The 13916-nt window shown below is 68.8% G+C and carries 16 protein-coding genes and 1 tRNA gene; 3 read left to right on the top strand and 14 right to left on the bottom strand.

The features are described 5' to 3' along the window. Positions 1-84: 84 nt before the first annotated feature. Complete coding sequence (locus HNQ61_RS06030) at positions 85-1119, bottom strand: aldo/keto reductase (protein WP_170037224.1); 1035 nt, start codon at positions 1117-1119, stop codon at positions 85-87. Positions 1120-1412: 293 nt separating this feature from the next. Here HNQ61_RS06030 and HNQ61_RS06025 point away from each other — a divergent pair, with 293 nt between their 5' ends. Then, entirely contained in the window at positions 1413-2270 is an 858-nt protein-coding gene (locus HNQ61_RS06025) for an EAL domain-containing protein (RefSeq protein WP_170037227.1), read from the top strand. A 272-nt stretch (positions 2271-2542) separates the two neighbouring features. Here HNQ61_RS06025 and HNQ61_RS06020 read toward each other — a convergent pair whose 3' ends face one another. The 6 genes from HNQ61_RS06020 to HNQ61_RS05995 form a co-directional block, all read right to left on the bottom strand. Continuing rightward, positions 2543-3211 (bottom strand): hypothetical protein, encoded by a 669-nt coding sequence (locus HNQ61_RS06020; protein ID WP_170037230.1) that lies wholly within the window; start codon positions 3209-3211, stop codon positions 2543-2545. A gap of 187 nt (positions 3212-3398) precedes the next feature. Then, a complete protein-coding gene (locus tag HNQ61_RS06015) occupies positions 3399-4334 on the bottom strand; it encodes a zinc dependent phospholipase C family protein (protein WP_170037233.1) in 936 nt (311 codons plus the stop codon). 486 nt (positions 4335-4820) lie between these two features. Then, complete coding sequence (locus HNQ61_RS06010; RefSeq protein ID WP_170037236.1) at positions 4821-5129, bottom strand: hypothetical protein; 309 nt, start codon at positions 5127-5129, stop codon at positions 4821-4823. A 6-nt stretch (positions 5130-5135) separates the two neighbouring features. Then, positions 5136-5288: a hypothetical protein gene (locus tag HNQ61_RS06005; RefSeq protein WP_170037239.1), complete on the bottom strand. Its 153-nt coding sequence runs from the start codon at positions 5286-5288 to the stop codon at positions 5136-5138. Between the two features lie 146 nt (positions 5289-5434). Next, positions 5435-5611 (bottom strand): hypothetical protein, encoded by a 177-nt coding sequence (locus tag HNQ61_RS06000; RefSeq protein WP_170037242.1) that lies wholly within the window; start codon positions 5609-5611, stop codon positions 5435-5437. Positions 5612-6125: 514 nt separating this feature from the next. Continuing rightward, positions 6126-6198: transfer RNA gene (locus HNQ61_RS05995), tRNA-Ile, on the bottom strand. 296 nt (positions 6199-6494) lie between these two features. Here HNQ61_RS05995 and HNQ61_RS05990 point away from each other — a divergent pair. Then, complete coding sequence (locus tag HNQ61_RS05990) at positions 6495-6923, top strand: hypothetical protein (protein ID WP_170037245.1); 429 nt, start codon at positions 6495-6497, stop codon at positions 6921-6923. Positions 6924-7177: 254 nt separating this feature from the next. Further along, a complete protein-coding gene (locus HNQ61_RS05985; RefSeq protein ID WP_170037248.1) occupies positions 7178-7549 on the top strand; it encodes an Ig-like domain-containing protein in 372 nt (123 codons plus the stop codon). A gap of 129 nt (positions 7550-7678) precedes the next feature. On the opposite strand, the gene HNQ61_RS05980 is transcribed toward HNQ61_RS05985, so the two are convergent. From HNQ61_RS05980 to HNQ61_RS05950, 7 genes are all read right to left on the bottom strand, one after another. Next, entirely contained in the window at positions 7679-7951 is a 273-nt protein-coding gene (locus HNQ61_RS05980; RefSeq protein ID WP_170037251.1) for a hypothetical protein, read from the bottom strand. Between the two features lie 2 nt (positions 7952-7953). Next, on the bottom strand, positions 7954-8592 hold the full coding sequence (gene upp, locus HNQ61_RS05975; protein ID WP_338088082.1) for a uracil phosphoribosyltransferase: 639 nt from the start codon (positions 8590-8592) through the stop codon (positions 7954-7956). Positions 8593-9006: 414 nt separating this feature from the next. After that, positions 9007-9978, bottom strand: coding sequence for a BON domain-containing protein (locus HNQ61_RS05970; protein ID WP_170037254.1), 972 nt, complete (start codon positions 9976-9978; stop codon positions 9007-9009). A gap of 99 nt (positions 9979-10077) precedes the next feature. Beyond that, positions 10078-11088, bottom strand: a complete 1011-nt coding sequence (locus HNQ61_RS05965) for a hypothetical protein (protein ID WP_170037257.1) — start codon at positions 11086-11088, stop codon at positions 10078-10080. A gap of 303 nt (positions 11089-11391) precedes the next feature. Then, positions 11392-12567: an aminotransferase class I/II-fold pyridoxal phosphate-dependent enzyme gene (locus HNQ61_RS05960; RefSeq protein WP_170037260.1), complete on the bottom strand. Its 1176-nt coding sequence runs from the start codon at positions 12565-12567 to the stop codon at positions 11392-11394. Between the two features lie 18 nt (positions 12568-12585). After that, positions 12586-13080: a signal peptidase II gene (gene lspA / locus HNQ61_RS05955; RefSeq protein WP_170037263.1), complete on the bottom strand. Its 495-nt coding sequence runs from the start codon at positions 13078-13080 to the stop codon at positions 12586-12588. Further along, positions 13077-13691, bottom strand: a complete 615-nt coding sequence (locus HNQ61_RS05950) for a fumarylacetoacetate hydrolase family protein (RefSeq protein ID WP_205761888.1) — start codon at positions 13689-13691, stop codon at positions 13077-13079. The genes lspA and HNQ61_RS05950 overlap by 4 nt, the downstream gene beginning before the upstream one ends. Positions 13692-13916: the final 225 nt, after the last annotated feature.

Raw genomic sequence — 13916 nt, 5'->3', positions numbered from 1 at the left:
CAGGGGGAAAATCGGCGCTGCCCGGTGCGGTATCAGCTTCCGTGCGGTGAACAGACGGTCAACCAGGCACACGGGTCCGGCCACTCACGCCGCCACTCGCTCGGCGATGGGGCGGCGGCGGAGGGCGGGCTGCGCGATCCAGGGCGGCGTGTAGGCCGCGCCTTCCAGCGGCGCCACGTCCACGCCCGGCGGCACGATCTCGTCGATGCGGTCGAGGATTTCGTCCGTGAGCACGACTTCCGCGCCGGCGAGCAGGCCGTCGAGGTGCTCCGGGGTGCGCGGGCCGATGATGGCGGAGGTGAGCGCCGGGTGCGCCACCACAAACGCGAGCGCCATGTGCATCAGCGACATCCCCGCGGATTCCGCCACCGGAATCAGCTGCTCCACCTTGTCCAGGCTGGCCTCGTTGCTCATCGCCGCCGGCATGTACTTCGCGCGCAGCGTGTCGGGCGCCGGCTCGCCCCGGCGGTACCTGCCGGTGAGCATGCCCTTGGCCAGCGGGCTCCACGCCATCACGCCCATGCCGTAGCGCTGGCACGCGGGGAGCACTTCGCGTTCGATGGACCGGTTCAGGATGGAGTAGGGCGGCTGCTCGGTGCGGAACCGCGCCAGCCCGCGGCGTTCGGCCACCCACTGCGCCTCCACGATGTCCGACGCGGGGAACGTGGACGCGCCGATCGCGCGCACCTTGCCCTCTCGTATGAAGTCCGTGAGCACCGACAGTGTTTCTTCGATGTCGGTGTCCGGCGCGGGCCGGTGGATCTGGTACAGGTCGATGTAGTCGGTGCCCAGGCGGCGCAGTGAATCCTCCAGCGCGGTGGTGAGCCAGCGCCGCGAGCCGCCGCGCCGGTTGGGATCGTCGCCCATGGGATGGAACGCCTTGGTGGCGAGCACCACGTCCTCGCGCCGGCCCTTGAGCGCCTTGCCCACGATCTCCTCCGACTCGCCACGGCTGTACATGTCGGCGGTATCGATGAAGTTGATGCCGAAGTCCAGAGCCTTGTGGATCATGCGGATGCACTCGTCGTGATCGGAATTGGCGAGCTTTCCGAACATCATCGCGCCGAGACAGTATGGGCTGACCCGGATGCCGGTCCGGCCGAGCGGGCGGTATTGCATGTTCTTTCCCTCCGTTGAAGGTCTGATCCAAGCCCGGTGTCTTCCGTAAACGGAACTTAGTTCCGAATGATACGGATCATCGTTCCGGATCGCAAGCACTTCATCCAGAAATTCGTCCGTGAGGGATTGAGGCAGACGGGCCGGATCGCGGCGCGTGCCGTCCGTTTGAATGCGATCGGACGCGGTGCTGCGGCGAGCGGGTGAATCTGTTACACGCCGGTCATTCCACGGATGAACCGCTCCTCCATCTTCCCCGCCGGGAACGATCTGACGGCGCACTGGAGAGACGGCACATGGACATCGGACAGATCATCGCGGCGGGCCGGGTGGAAAGCCGTTTTCAGCCCATCGTGGAACTGGAGCACGGTGTGGTGATCGCGCACGAGGCGCTGAGCCGAGGCCCCGCGGCGTCGGATGCGGAGTGCCCGCGGTCGCTCTTTGCGTACGCCGCCCAGCAGGGGTGCGAGCGGCTGCTGGACGCGGCGTGCCGGCGGATGGCGCTGCGCCGCGCCGTGGATGCGGGGTGGGAAGCGGGCGCGGACGGCCCGCTGTTCCTCAACGTCCGCGCGGGCAGCCTGGCCGCGCCGGGCTTTCTGGCGGAACTGCACGACGCCGTCGCGGGGGTGAACCGCCTGCCCCGCGACATCGTCCTGGAGATCAGCGAGGCCGAGCAGGTGGGCGGCGACGCGTCGCTTCAGGCGCGCCTGGCGGAGTGCCGTGCGGCCGGTTTCTGGATCGCGCTGGACGACGCCGGCGCGGGGCACTGCGGGCTGCAGGCCATCGCCGAGGTGGTGCCGCACGTGGTGAAGGTGGATCGCGGGCTGGTGGGCGGGATGGATCTGCACCGGGGACGGCGGATCGCGGTGTCCGCGCTGGTGCACCTGGCGCGCGAACTCGGCATTCTGCTGATCGCGGAGGGCATCGAGACGGAGGGCGAACTGCGGGTGGCGCGCGAGCTTGGCATCGCGCTCGGCCAGGGCTACCTGCTGGGCCGCCCCGGCGAGGCGCCGCTTCCCGCGGGGTCGGTGGTGGCGGCGGTGGCGCGCGCGGCGGTATCCAGCGGGCGCGTGCCGGCCCCGGCGGCGGGGCTCACGCCGTCCGTCCGCGTGCGGTCCATCCATCCCCGCATGGGGCTGGCGCTGGCCAGCTGAGCGACGTGTGACGGCAAGCGATCCGGACGACGAGCCGCCGTATCGCAGGTTTGCGGTCCGACACAGACGGGGCGCGGGGGATGATCTCCCCCGCGCCCCCATTCGTTTCAAGCCGGAGACGGGCCGGCGAAGCGCGACTCCTCGCCTCCCCCGATCGTGATCGCGCGCATCAGTCACGGTCGATGCCAATGATCAGCTGCACGCGCCGACCCGCGTTCATCGCGCGATCAATCAACAGGTTGGCGCGTCCAGTGCGGGGTGTGCACGGCGGCTCAGCGGATCGCGGCGATCGCCTCAAGCGCCCGAGTTCCGGCCGCCGCTGCCTGAGGGTGCCGGTGCGCCGCGCAGAGCCGGGCGACCGCCGCCAGCTCGCGCGACGGCCTTCGTGCAATCTCGTTCGCCACGGCCTCACCCAAGTAGAAATCCTCGTGCGCCGCCAGCCGCGAGAGAAGATCGGCATCCACCAGGTCCAGGGAGGGGAGAACGGTGGCGACGATCATGGCAGTGCTCTCCTCGTCGTACCCGTCCAGCAGCTCGGTGATGAGCGCGCCCAGTGCCCGCGGGTCGGCGGCGCGCGGCGTCTGCGGGGGATGGAAGCCGGCGATCGCGTCGCCGCTGTCCCGCGCGGCTTGCGCGGCTGAGAGATACGCGTCGAGCGACGGAAACACGACGTGGGAATCCCCGTCGTGCGAGAGATGGAGGATCATCCCGGCAAGCGGCGGCCGGGTCAGGTAGAGGTGGTGATCGCTGGTGTCTTCGTCGTCCAGAACCACCCCGCCGAGCACCTGGATGACCGGGTGGAACTCGCGGAACGTGAGCGTGAGGTCGGCTGCGTTCCGCGATTTGAGCAGATGGGGAATCGCCGCGCCCTGCACGCGCTCGAAGTAGACGACGAGTTCGTCGGGCACTTCGTCGAAAAGCCGCGCCAGTTCTGATTGCATCGGATGCACGGATCAGGGATGGATGGGCAGAAATCCGCCACATCGCACCGGCGATTTTCAGGCCCGGGCAACCTCTGGCGCGAGCGGAAAGTTGCGTTCTTCCGCCGGTCGCGCTGGATGGCTCCGGGGATGACGATCGCGGAGCCCCCTTTCGCCGGTCCTGAGAGCGCCCATGCTCTACGCGCGTTCACGCCGCGCGGCGGGTGGCTGTAAAGGATGCGGAGATGCCGCGGGCATGGAGTGCGGTGATGGCCTGCATGGCGGCGGGCGAATCGTCGTCCCGCGGCTCGCCGGTGTCCAGGCAGTAGTCGCGCAGAAAGCGGAGGTCCGTCACGTAGTGCGAGTCGAACCAGTCGGCGAAGCCCGCGGCGATCCCGTCCACCTCCTCCATCAGCCACGCCGCCGGCCGCACCGGCGACAGCAGTCCCCGCGCGTGCGATCCGGGCGCGCTCAGCAGGGCCGCACCCTGGAATCCGGCGCGCGCCAGCCTCCCCGAAAGCCATCCCTCTTCCGCCACGGCCCAGGCGGCCAGCCCGCGCACGTGCGCCGACGGACCCAGCAGCCGCGTCACCTGCCGGTGGGAGCGCAGCAGCCAGTCCATGGGCGGGGCCGCGCCAAAGGTGCGCCCGTACGCACGGTGCATCGCCCCGAAGGCAGACGCGTCCATGGCGGGAAGCGTGCGAAGGCGGCGCAGCTGCGGCTCGCGCGCGTGAAAGGCGGCATCCAGCCCCGTTTCTACCCGCAGGTGCGCTTCGGTGACGGCATCACCCCAGAGCGGAACCCGTGTCCCGGCAAGCAGTTCGCCGCACGCCTCGTTCACCAGCGGGTGGATCGCCACGTCCGCCAGCACGTGCGTCACCCATCCCCACGCGAACGCGCGCTCCACATCCGTACGCGCCTCGTCCACCAGCGCGCGGCAGAACGCGCCCGTCCGCGCGTAGTGCGCCAACTCCGCCAGGAGCGAGTCGCCGCCCGGAAAGTAGCCCATGTCCGGGCCAATGGAGCCGTGCAGAAACGCGTTGCGCGCCTCCGGTCCCGGATGGAACGGGGCCCGGACGGGTGTGCGCTCCCACGCCTCGTACACGCGGCCGGCAAGCAGAAAGTGCAGCGCGGGTGCGGGCATGGTGTCAGCCCCCGGCGCGTGGCGGGAAAGGTCGCGCGGATGCAAATGCGAGGCGTGGTTCGCCCGCCGGGCCGGTAGTCAGGCCCGGGTGGATCGATCCGCGGGATGGGCTCGGGGCGGTGCTCGTCATCAGGATCCCGATGGCAGAGGTGCACCGGGAAAGGTGGCGGCGGATGATCGCGGCCCCGCAACCATTCCACCCACCTTCTGCAACGCCCGCGCGACAGGATGGTCAGTGGGATGGCGGCGGTCCAGGCTGCTGTCGCCGGCAGCGCCCGCTTCTGTCCCCTGCCCTGTTCGGCCGCACCATCCACGATCCGGCCAGGCTCACGCTGCCGACCAGCCGGACGGTGCCCGCCGGACCAGCGGATCGAGCCCGTCTCGTCCAACCGCTGCTGCAGTGCCTCCGGCCCGTCCCAACGCAAACTGCCCTCCCTCTCGTCCGAGAGGGAGGGTTCTTCGCGCGCAATGCGATGCAGCCTCGCCTTACCGCGCGACCGCGGCGATCAGACGAGGTGCAAACATCAGGGCCAGTCCAACCCAGGTGATCACGGTTAGAATCGTAGAAGCCCGGCCCTGTGCCACCGGGCGTTGCCCATGCGACGCCCGCCAAGACATCCAGCAGACGATCAGGTTCCCCACGATCGCCAGAGCCAGCGCTGCCAGCATCGTCCACTCGGTTCCTGGGGCCTGGCGAATCGTGAACCACGCCAAGCCCGCCGCGGCGACGCCACAGAAAGCCATTACGACGACTTGAATCTTTGATTCCGTCATCATTTCGCTCCATTCGGCCATTCGGCTTCAGATGCTCGGGGCAACTGCTGTAACCGAGCACTTGATCGCAGCCTTCGCGATCTCCGCCAGCGCGATTCCGGAGGTCACGGCTAGTTGCTTGTACACGAAGTTTTCCGCCTCCTTTGCGTCATCCCACATTCTGGCGTACAGAAGCATCACGTCGTGATCCGCGATGTCGTGATGCGTGCTGATGAATTGGACATACCTTGCTTCTGCTTCGCGCGTGTTACTCCGCGCCTCCCAAAGCTGGTAGACGCTCAGGGCACTTCCGCCCAGCGCCCCCCATCCGCTCAGCCCCAGGTTGCCTACAACGCACCCTGCGAAGGCGATCGGTCCAGCGTCCAGCGTGTCCCCGTCCTGGTCTCCGTCTCCAGGAAGACCTCCACCTCCACCTCCACCTCCACCACCCCCGCCACCTCCACCCCCGCCACCCCCGCCAGGATTGCACGCGCGCGGATCGTAGTCGCAGGGATCGATGACATCAACGTCCGTGGGGGAGGAGACTGGTCCTCCGAGGGGGCCAAGGACGCACACGCTCCCATTGATCACGCACCCCGCGTTCGGGTCCGGGTCCAAGCTCGTCATCTCCGGATTCGGCGGCCCGCTCGCGGGAGCGTCAGCCAGTTCGTAGGTCGGCCGCAGGTCCGGCATCGTGGCACTGTCCGAGCAGGCACCCATCAGCATGGCCGCTGCTCCTGCGGCGATTGTGGTCAGCCAGCGCGCGCGTTTGATCATCCAGCACCCCATTGAAATTGTGGCAATAAACGTTTCAGCCGGAAAGGAGTGTCTCTCACGGCGAGCTTCAGCCTACTCGACGCGGGATGGAAACGCCAGTATGCGCCCGAAAACGGCCAGCGTGGATACACAAGCCACGCGTTCTCTCCCTGAGTGGCCGCCAGTCAGCTTGCTTCAAGGCGGGGCTGCACGCCCCCGCCGCTGCCCGCGGACTACAAAGAAGCCGCAAGGGAGAGAATCCCTACGGCTTCTTTAGTTAAATGGGCCGTGTGGGAATCGAACCCACGACCGATGGATTATGAGTCCACTGCTCTAACCCCTGAGCTAACGGCCCGTGTTCAACAAAGTAGCGCATCCCGATCGGACCATCAACCGTCTTCCATCCTCGCGGGATCACGATCGCCAGCCCCGTTCCGTCCGCCGTTCCTCGCCCCGAACAGTCCAGCATCGCCACACTCGGAGGAGGGGGAATTGGCTGTGACCTGAGCCACGGCGCCGGGCATGCTTCTTCCCTGCACTTTCGTCGGGATGGATCTTTCTGCTACCTCCCGCGTAGCATCTCCCCGTTCGCGGAACTCGCCGCGGATTGCCCGCTGTCCACGACCGGTTCCACGAAATCCGGAGATCCAGATGAAGCTTCCGTTCGTTCTGCTCGCCGCCGCGGCCGCGACGCTCGCCGCCGCGCCCGCGCAGGCCCAGCTGGATCGCACCGTGCGGATCCAGCTCGATTCCGCGGTCGTGCTTATGAGCAGCCAGGGGTTCACGCTCAAGCAGCAGCCCGTGGCCGGCACCCTGGGCCCGAGCGCGGAAGAAACCAAGCAGATTCAACTCGCGGGCGGCAGCTACATCATCGTGGGCGCGTGCGACGCGGACTGCTCGGATCTGGATTTCGTGCTGACGGACAGCAACGGCGCCGCGGTGGACAGCGACCTCGAGACGGATGACGTTCCCACGGTCGTCGTGGAAGTGCCCGCCAACGCCACGTACACGCTCACCGTGCAGATGGCCGGCTGCAGCACCCTGACGTGCCACTACGGATACTCGGTCTTCGGCAAGTAATCCGGGACTCCGGGCAACGACGATGGGGGGCGCCTCTCCGTGAGGCGCCCCGCTCGTTTTTCGACGTGCAACACGGCGTATCCGCGGTCCCGCGTCCTGTTTCTCCGCCGCTGTCCTGCTCGGGAGCGCGCGGACGTTTTCTCCCGATTCCGCCAGCGTTCGCGCGCGAGCCGCTCCCACGGACCTGGGCCCGGCTTTGCGGGCGGGAGAAGTGCGGTTATGATATCGTCGACCCGCAACCAAGGATGTTCCGCGTGAAAAGCACTGTAAGTGCCGCCGGCCTGGGCCGGTCATGGATCGTGGCCGCCGCGTTCGTGGCGGCGCTGGCGGCCTGCGACGAGGGACCGGGCGGAATCGCGGTCCCGGCCGAGGCCACCATCGACCAGTTGGACGTGTCGCCGGACAGCGTGCTGCTCACGACGGGCCAGTCCACCACGCTGGTGGTGACCGCGACGTCCGCGGACGGGCAGCCGGTCTCCAACTTCAAGGCGACCTTTGCCAGCAGCAACCGCGGCGTGGCCACCGTAAGCGTCGCGGGCGTCGTGCGCTACGAGGGCCCGGGCCGCGCCGTGGTGACCGTCACCGCGGGCGGCAAGTCGGCCACTTCCATCATCGGCGCGCAGTAATCCACGCGGGTCGTCGCTGATCTGTTGGATGCAGAAAGCCCCGCGAGCAACCGCTCGCGGGGCTTTTCTCATCCTCCGCCCCTGCGTCGTGGCGGCGGCGGATAGGTCATGGACCGGCGGTGACGTCCGTCAGGCGCCGGTGCAGTTCACGCTGACGGGGGTGGCGTTGCGGCAGGCGATCTGCTCCGTCATGCCGTGCGCGTTGCCTCCGCAGGCGCTTTCCTGCGCGGCGCGGCGGGCGTCGGCTTCCGTCTCCCCCGCCCCCCTGCGGCAGACCTTGCGGTCGCCGAACTGCAGGCAGACCTGGCAGGAGTTGGGCGACCGCGGGATGCTGCTGTACACCATGAACCCCACGAACACCATCATCCCCAACGTTACCAGCCACTTGGCGCGCGAGCTCATGGCTACCTCGTCCCGAACAGGCGGTCGCCCGCGTCGCCCAGGCCGGGAAGGATGTAGCCCTGCGCGTTCAGTTCGCGGTCCAGCGCCGCGGTCCACACGCGCACGTCGGGGTGGTCCGCCAGCATGCGCTCCACACCTTCCGGAGCCGCCACCAGGCAGACGAGCTGCACCCGCGTGGCCCCGCTGCGCTTGAGTGACGCCACCGCGGCCGACGCCGAGCCGCCGGTGGCCAGCATGGGATCGAGCACGATGAAGTCGCGCGCTTCCGGCTCGCTGGGGATCTTGAAGTAGTAGTCCACCGGCTGCAGCGTCTCGTGATCGCGAAACAGGCCGATGTGCCCCACGCGGGCGGACGGGATCAGGCGGGCGACCCCGTCCACCATCCCCAGCCCGGCGCGCAGGATGGGAACCAGCGTGAGCTTCTTGCCGGCGAGCGTGTGCGCCGTGGTGCGCTCCAGCGGGGTTTCGATCTCCACGGCTTCCAGCGGAAGGTCACGCGTGATCTCGTAGGTGATCAGCATGGCGATCTCGTCCACCAGCTCCTTGAACTGCTTGGTGGGCGTTTGCGCATCACGCAGCACGGCCAGCTTGTGGCGGATCAGCGGATGCCCCACGACGGTCAGGTTCGGATACGTGCGCACGCGGATTCTCCGGATGGGGATGAACGGCGCGCCAAGCTACGGCGCCGCGCACATGCCGGTCAACCCGCGCGCGCTCCTGCCGTGTTCGCCGCGAGGGAACTGCCGTTTCACACGGAGGTCACGGAGGACGCACGGAGGGCACGGAGGAGGGGCAACTGACGGGTCTCACACAGAGTCAACAGAGTTAACAGTCAGGATGATGCGGGTTGATGATGACCGTTCCTGGTTTCTGTTACCGTTGACTCTGTTGACTCTGTGTGATGTCTTCTGTTTTTCCCCCGCGCACCTCCGCTACCCCCGCGCACCTCCGCGTGACGGCTGTTGAGGAGCCGACGGCCATGCGGGGACGGCCAGGGAAAACGAAGAAGCGCCGGAGCCTGGCTCCGGCGCTTCTTCTCATGCGACCCGCGGGCGTCAGACGCCGCGGTCTTCGTCGCCGGGCTGGCGCTCGTTCAGCGGCACGTCGGACTGCTCCAGGCGAAGGCGCACGCCGGGCTTCATCTCCTCGCCCACGCGGGACTGGGAGTTCATGGCCTGCGGCTGCTCCGGCACCGGGATGGCGTGCTTGCCGTACGGGCTCTGGTTGTCGAGCTCGTCCTCGCTGAAGTTGGTGCGGTTGGCTTCCTGCACCTCGTCGCGCTCGGCGTTGCGCGGACGATTGTGGTAGCCCTCATCCGCGAACTGCGCGCGGTCGGCCTTTTCGATCTCCACCTCGCGCATGTGCTGCGAGTCGTCGCTGCGGTCCGGATCGGTGTCGCGGCCCTGGCGGCGTCCGCCCATCCCCGAGTTGTTGCCGGTCCATTCAGATCCACTCATCTCGCCATCCTCGTCGTAAAAGGCGTACGGAAGGTCCTCACGGCCGCGGAGCCGGCTGCGTTCTTCGCCGATCTCCATGCGGTTGATCACCGTCTCCACCCCGTGCACCGACTGGGCGACCGCCACGGCGCGGCGCGCATCCTCACGCGTCCACACCTCGCCGGAAAGCTCCACGATGCCGTGGCTGATGGCGCCCACGTCAATGCCGCGGGCCGACAGCACTTCATCGTCCAGAAACGCGTCCAGGACCTCGTCTTCCAGGTCCAGCAGCGCGCTGTCCTCTTCCGGATTGCGCACCAGCCGGGCCGGCCCGCTGAACGAGGCATCGGCGTCCTCGCCGCCGCCGGCCTGCGGCTGTGACGGGCGGGCGCGGTCGCGAAGGCGCTGCCCGACTTCGGCAAAGACCTCCGCCCCGGCTCCGCGGGCCAGAAAGCCGGCAATCACCAGCCCGCCCAGCGCGCCGAGCGCGTAGACGAGGCCGCGTGAGCCGCTCGGCTCCTCCAGCTCTACCACATACTGCTCGTTGGGCCGCTTGGGCTGGGTCGGGCGCTTCGGCTTGTTGTCTGGCATGGTCCTGAACGCGTTTCGGGGCAAACGATTGGAGCCGCACGGGAAAGCAATTCGCGTTCCCATGCGGCTCCGGGCCGTCCGTCCACGCGCCGCCGCGTCTCAGGGCGTGGCGGGCGGATTGGTGGTTGTGGCGGTCTGCTCGCGCTCGCGGCGGCGGCGCTCGTTTTCGCGGTCGCGGGTAGCCTGGCCGCGCTCGCGGCGGTTGCGGTCGCGATCGATCTGGTCCGACTGGCGGTCGATTTCGCCGCGCTGCGACCGCTCGCGGCGGTCCGCCTCCTCCAGTTCGCGCGAGCGGCGGCCCATCTGCGGGCGCGGCGCGGGAACGCGCACCCCGTTTACGACCGGCCCGCGGTCGTCCAGCCCCCACTTCTTTCCGTTGCGGTCCGTAAACGTCCAGTCCGTGAGCCGGCGGCGGCGCTCGGCCTCGTCGGCCACGCTGTCGTTCATGGCGTTGATTGCGGCCTCAAAGTGCCGCTGGTAGCGCTCCTCGCGGCTCATCTGCCGCTCGGGGATGGCTCCCGGCGTTACTACCAGCCGCTCGTCGCCGTATTCCACGCTGAGCGGGTTGCGGCCGTTTGCGCCGCCCGCGCCCTGCCCCGCGCCGCCCGCCGTTCCCGCCCCGGTGCCCGGCACTCCGCCCTGCGCCCGTCCCGCCGCACCGCCCCCGCCCGCCCGCGGCCCCGTCGCGGGCAGTCCGCCACGGATGCCGGCCGGCACGCTCTGCGGGTAGGCGAGCGGCGCGCGGGTGCCGTCCAGGATGGAATCCATGGCTCCCGCGCTGATCTCCGGCGCGGGAATGGCGTCGGGCACGCCCGCGTCGCCGCCTGCCGCCAGCCCGCCCCACTCGCTCACGTCCACGAACTGAACCGCTTCCGTCGCCTGCCCATCCGTGGCGGAAACCGGCACGGGCGGCTCGGAGTCCGGCATCAGCAGAAGAACGATGGCGAGGACCGCGTGCGCCGCGACGGAAAGGGCGACGGCGCGCGTGCTGGCGAGGGCGGGACGTGGAGGGCGGGGACGGCTGAAGGGGGCACGCACACGAGGCGCCGCCGCGGAAAGCGGCGGCGAATCCGCTTCGGGCGGCAGGTCGGCGTCGTGCGGTGATTTCATTGTTCGGTTCTACTCCCCCCGCCCCGCCCCGGTTCCGGCAAGCTCGCGTGCGGTGGCACCGCCGTTTCACACGGAGGACACGGAGTGGGCACGGAGGTCACGGAGGAAGGGCAACAGAAAGGACCTCACACAGAGACACAGAGCCGCAGAGAAAGAACAAGAGGAAGAGGGATGGGATGGGTGTCCTCTCTCCTCTGTGTCTCTGCGGCTCTGTGTGAGATTTCTGTTTGCGGATCATGGATAACGAACGACGCCCTCCGCGGCGAACCGGGAGGGCGTCGGACTCATCGAAAAAGTACGCGTTCAGGCGGGAGCGGTTTCCAGCATGTGCGCCATGCGCGCGGCCGCCTGCCGGAGCCGGTCTTCCGAGCAGGTGAGCGCGATCCGCACGAAGCCCTCGCCGCCTTCGCCCAGCGACTTGCCGGGAAGCAGCGCCACGCCCTGCTCCAGCAGCAGCCGGCGCGCCCACGGCTCGCTCTGCACACCCTCCGGCAGCGGCACCCACAGGTACATGGACGCCTGCGGGCGGGGCACGTCGAAGCCGGCTTCGCGCAGCGCGTCCACGGCCGCGTCGCGGCGTCGGCGGAACGTTTCCACGTTCCCCGGCACCCAGTCGGCGTGCGAGCGCAGGGCCGCCACGCCGGCGTGCTGAATGGTGAACGGCACGCCCGTGTCGGCGAAAGTCTTGACCCGCGTCAGCGCGCCGATCAGCTCGGGGTTGCCCACCGCCCAGCCGGTGCGCCACCCCGTCATGTTGTACGTCTTGCTGAGCGAGTGGAACTCGATGGCCACCTCGCTGGCGCCCGGAATCTCCAGGATGCTGGGCGGCACGTAGCCGTCGAACGCGATCTCGCTGTACGCGTTGTCGTACGCCAGGATGACGTCGTGGCGGCGGCACCACTCCACCGCGTGCTCCAGGTATTCGCGGGGCGCGGCGGCGGCGGTGGGATTGTTGGGATAGTTCAGGTACAGAATGCGCGCGCGGCGCACCACGTCCGCCGGAATCTCGTCCAGCGGCACCAGAAAGTCGTTCTCCGGCCGCAGCGGCACGATGTACGGCTCGCCCCCGGCCAGCACGGTGCCGCCCAGGTACGCCTGGTATCCCGGGTCGGGGATGATGGTGACGTCACCCTCTTCCACGAAGGCGAAGGGAAGGTGAAAGATCCCTTCCTTGCTGCCGATCAGCGGAAGCACCTCCTTGAAGGCATCCACCCGCACGCCGAAGCGGCTCTGCATCCACCGGGCGATTTCTTCGCGGAACTCCACCAGCCCCAGCTGAAAGGAGTAGCGCGAGTTGAGCGGATCCTGCGACGCGCCGCGCAGCGCCTCCACGGCGGCCGGCGGGGGCGCCAGGTCGGCGTCGCCGGTGCCCAGGTCGATGACGTCCACCCCCCGCTCGCGCAGTTCGCGCTTGATGGCGGGAACGTCGGTCAGCGGGTACGGCGGAAGGCTCTGAAAGCGGCGGGCGAGTCTGGGCATGGAATCAGGCGTTCCCGGTCAGGCGTGAGTGGGGGCCGACACTTCGTCCTGCGGGCGCTCCAGCAGCATGCGCGCGGCCAGGATCACTCCGCCGACGGTGATGGCGATGTCGGCGAAGTTGAAGATGAAGGGAAAGAAGTGCACGTAGATGTAGTCCGTCACGCCGCCGTGGTACAGCCGGTCGCCCAGGTTGCCCAGCGCGCCGCCCAGCACCAGCGCGCCGGCCACCTGCAGCCACCGGTCGCGCGACTGCCGCATGATGCCCAGGGTGGCCACGATCCCCACCAGCGTCAGGGCGATGACCAGCGGAAAGCGCACGTACTCCGGCGCGTTCTTGAGCCATCCCCACGAGATGCCGTGGTTCACCGTGCGCATCAGGCTGAACCAGCCGGCCACCACGGTGCGCGGCACGCCCAGCGGCAGGCGCTCCTGCACCATGGCCTTGGTGATCCAGTCCACCGCCACGATCAGGGCGATGGTAAGGGCCAGCCAGCGGCCGCGGGTCATCTTCATGCGGACTCCACGGGGTTGCGGATGATGCCCACGCCGGGGATCTCGACTTCCACCACGTCGCCGGGGTGCAGCCGCGAGATGCCGGCCGGCGTTCCCGTGGCGATCACGTCGCCCGGCTCCAGCGTCATCACGTTGGAGATGTACTCGATGAGCACGGGAATGCTGAACGCCATCTGCGACGCGTGCCCCTGCTGCCGCACCTGGCCGTTCACGCGGCAGATGACGGACAGGTCGTCGCGATCCACTTCCGCCAGCGGCTTCATGGCGCCGAGCGGGCAGAAGGTGTCGAAGCCCTTGGCGCGCGTCCACTGCCCGTCCGGCTTCTGCAGGTCGCGCGCGGTGACGTCGTTGAGCGGGGCGATGCCGGCCACGTAGTCCCACGCGTCCGCCGCGCTCACCCGCCGCGCGCGCCGGCCGATGACGATCGCGATCTCGCCCTCGTGCTCCACCTGCGCGGATTCCGGCGGGAGGACGATGGCCTCGCCGTCCGCGACCAGGGCGGAAGACGGCTTCAGAAAGATGAGCGGCCGCTCGGGAACGTCGTTGCCCAGTTCGCGGGCGTGTTCCAGGTAGTTGCGGCCGACGCAGACGATCTTGGAGGGAGAAGGCACGAGACCAACAGGGAATAGGGAATAGGGAATAGGGAGTAGGGAATAGGTGGACTGTCGTCGCGAGACGAGCGTCCACGTACCCCGGCCTGGTTTCGCGGTTCTGCGGCGCGGCGGATCACCTGCCGGGCCGCGCCTGTCCCCCGTAGACACGCGGCGGCACCAACCCGTTGTCCCGCCGCCGCTTGTCATCCTGTGGAGACGGACGCCATGGCACATTACCTTGGG

The organism is Longimicrobium terrae (assembly GCF_014202995.1).
In the GTDB taxonomy this organism is placed as follows: domain Bacteria; phylum Gemmatimonadota; class Gemmatimonadetes; order Longimicrobiales; family Longimicrobiaceae; genus Longimicrobium; species Longimicrobium terrae.
Note: the sequence above shows the minus strand (reverse complement) of the source record. Positions and strands in the feature narration are given on the sequence as shown.

Coding starts and splice junctions, on each gene's coding strand:
- HNQ61_RS06030 (WP_170037224.1), bottom strand. CDS start 1,119: ATGCAATACCGCCCGCTCGGCCGGACCGGCATCCGGGTCAGCCCATAC.
- HNQ61_RS06025 (WP_170037227.1), top strand. CDS start 1,413: ATGGACATCGGACAGATCATCGCGGCGGGCCGGGTGGAAAGCCGTTTT.
- HNQ61_RS06020 (WP_170037230.1), bottom strand. CDS start 3,211: ATGCAATCAGAACTGGCGCGGCTTTTCGACGAAGTGCCCGACGAACTC.
- HNQ61_RS06015 (WP_170037233.1), bottom strand. CDS start 4,334: ATGCCCGCACCCGCGCTGCACTTTCTGCTTGCCGGCCGCGTGTACGAG.
- HNQ61_RS06010 (WP_170037236.1), bottom strand. CDS start 5,129: ATGGCCGAATGGAGCGAAATGATGACGGAATCAAAGATTCAAGTCGTC.
- HNQ61_RS06000 (WP_170037242.1), bottom strand. CDS start 5,611: ATGTCATCGATCCCTGCGACTACGATCCGCGCGCGTGCAATCCTGGCG.
- HNQ61_RS05990 (WP_170037245.1), top strand. CDS start 6,495: ATGAAGCTTCCGTTCGTTCTGCTCGCCGCCGCGGCCGCGACGCTCGCC.
- HNQ61_RS05980 (WP_170037251.1), bottom strand. CDS start 7,951: ATGAGCTCGCGCGCCAAGTGGCTGGTAACGTTGGGGATGATGGTGTTC.
- HNQ61_RS05970 (WP_170037254.1), bottom strand. CDS start 9,978: ATGCCAGACAACAAGCCGAAGCGCCCGACCCAGCCCAAGCGGCCCAAC.
- HNQ61_RS05965 (WP_170037257.1), bottom strand. CDS start 11,088: ATGAAATCACCGCACGACGCCGACCTGCCGCCCGAAGCGGATTCGCCG.
- HNQ61_RS05960 (WP_170037260.1), bottom strand. CDS start 12,567: ATGCCCAGACTCGCCCGCCGCTTTCAGAGCCTTCCGCCGTACCCGCTG.
- lspA (WP_170037263.1), bottom strand. CDS start 13,080: ATGAAGATGACCCGCGGCCGCTGGCTGGCCCTTACCATCGCCCTGATC.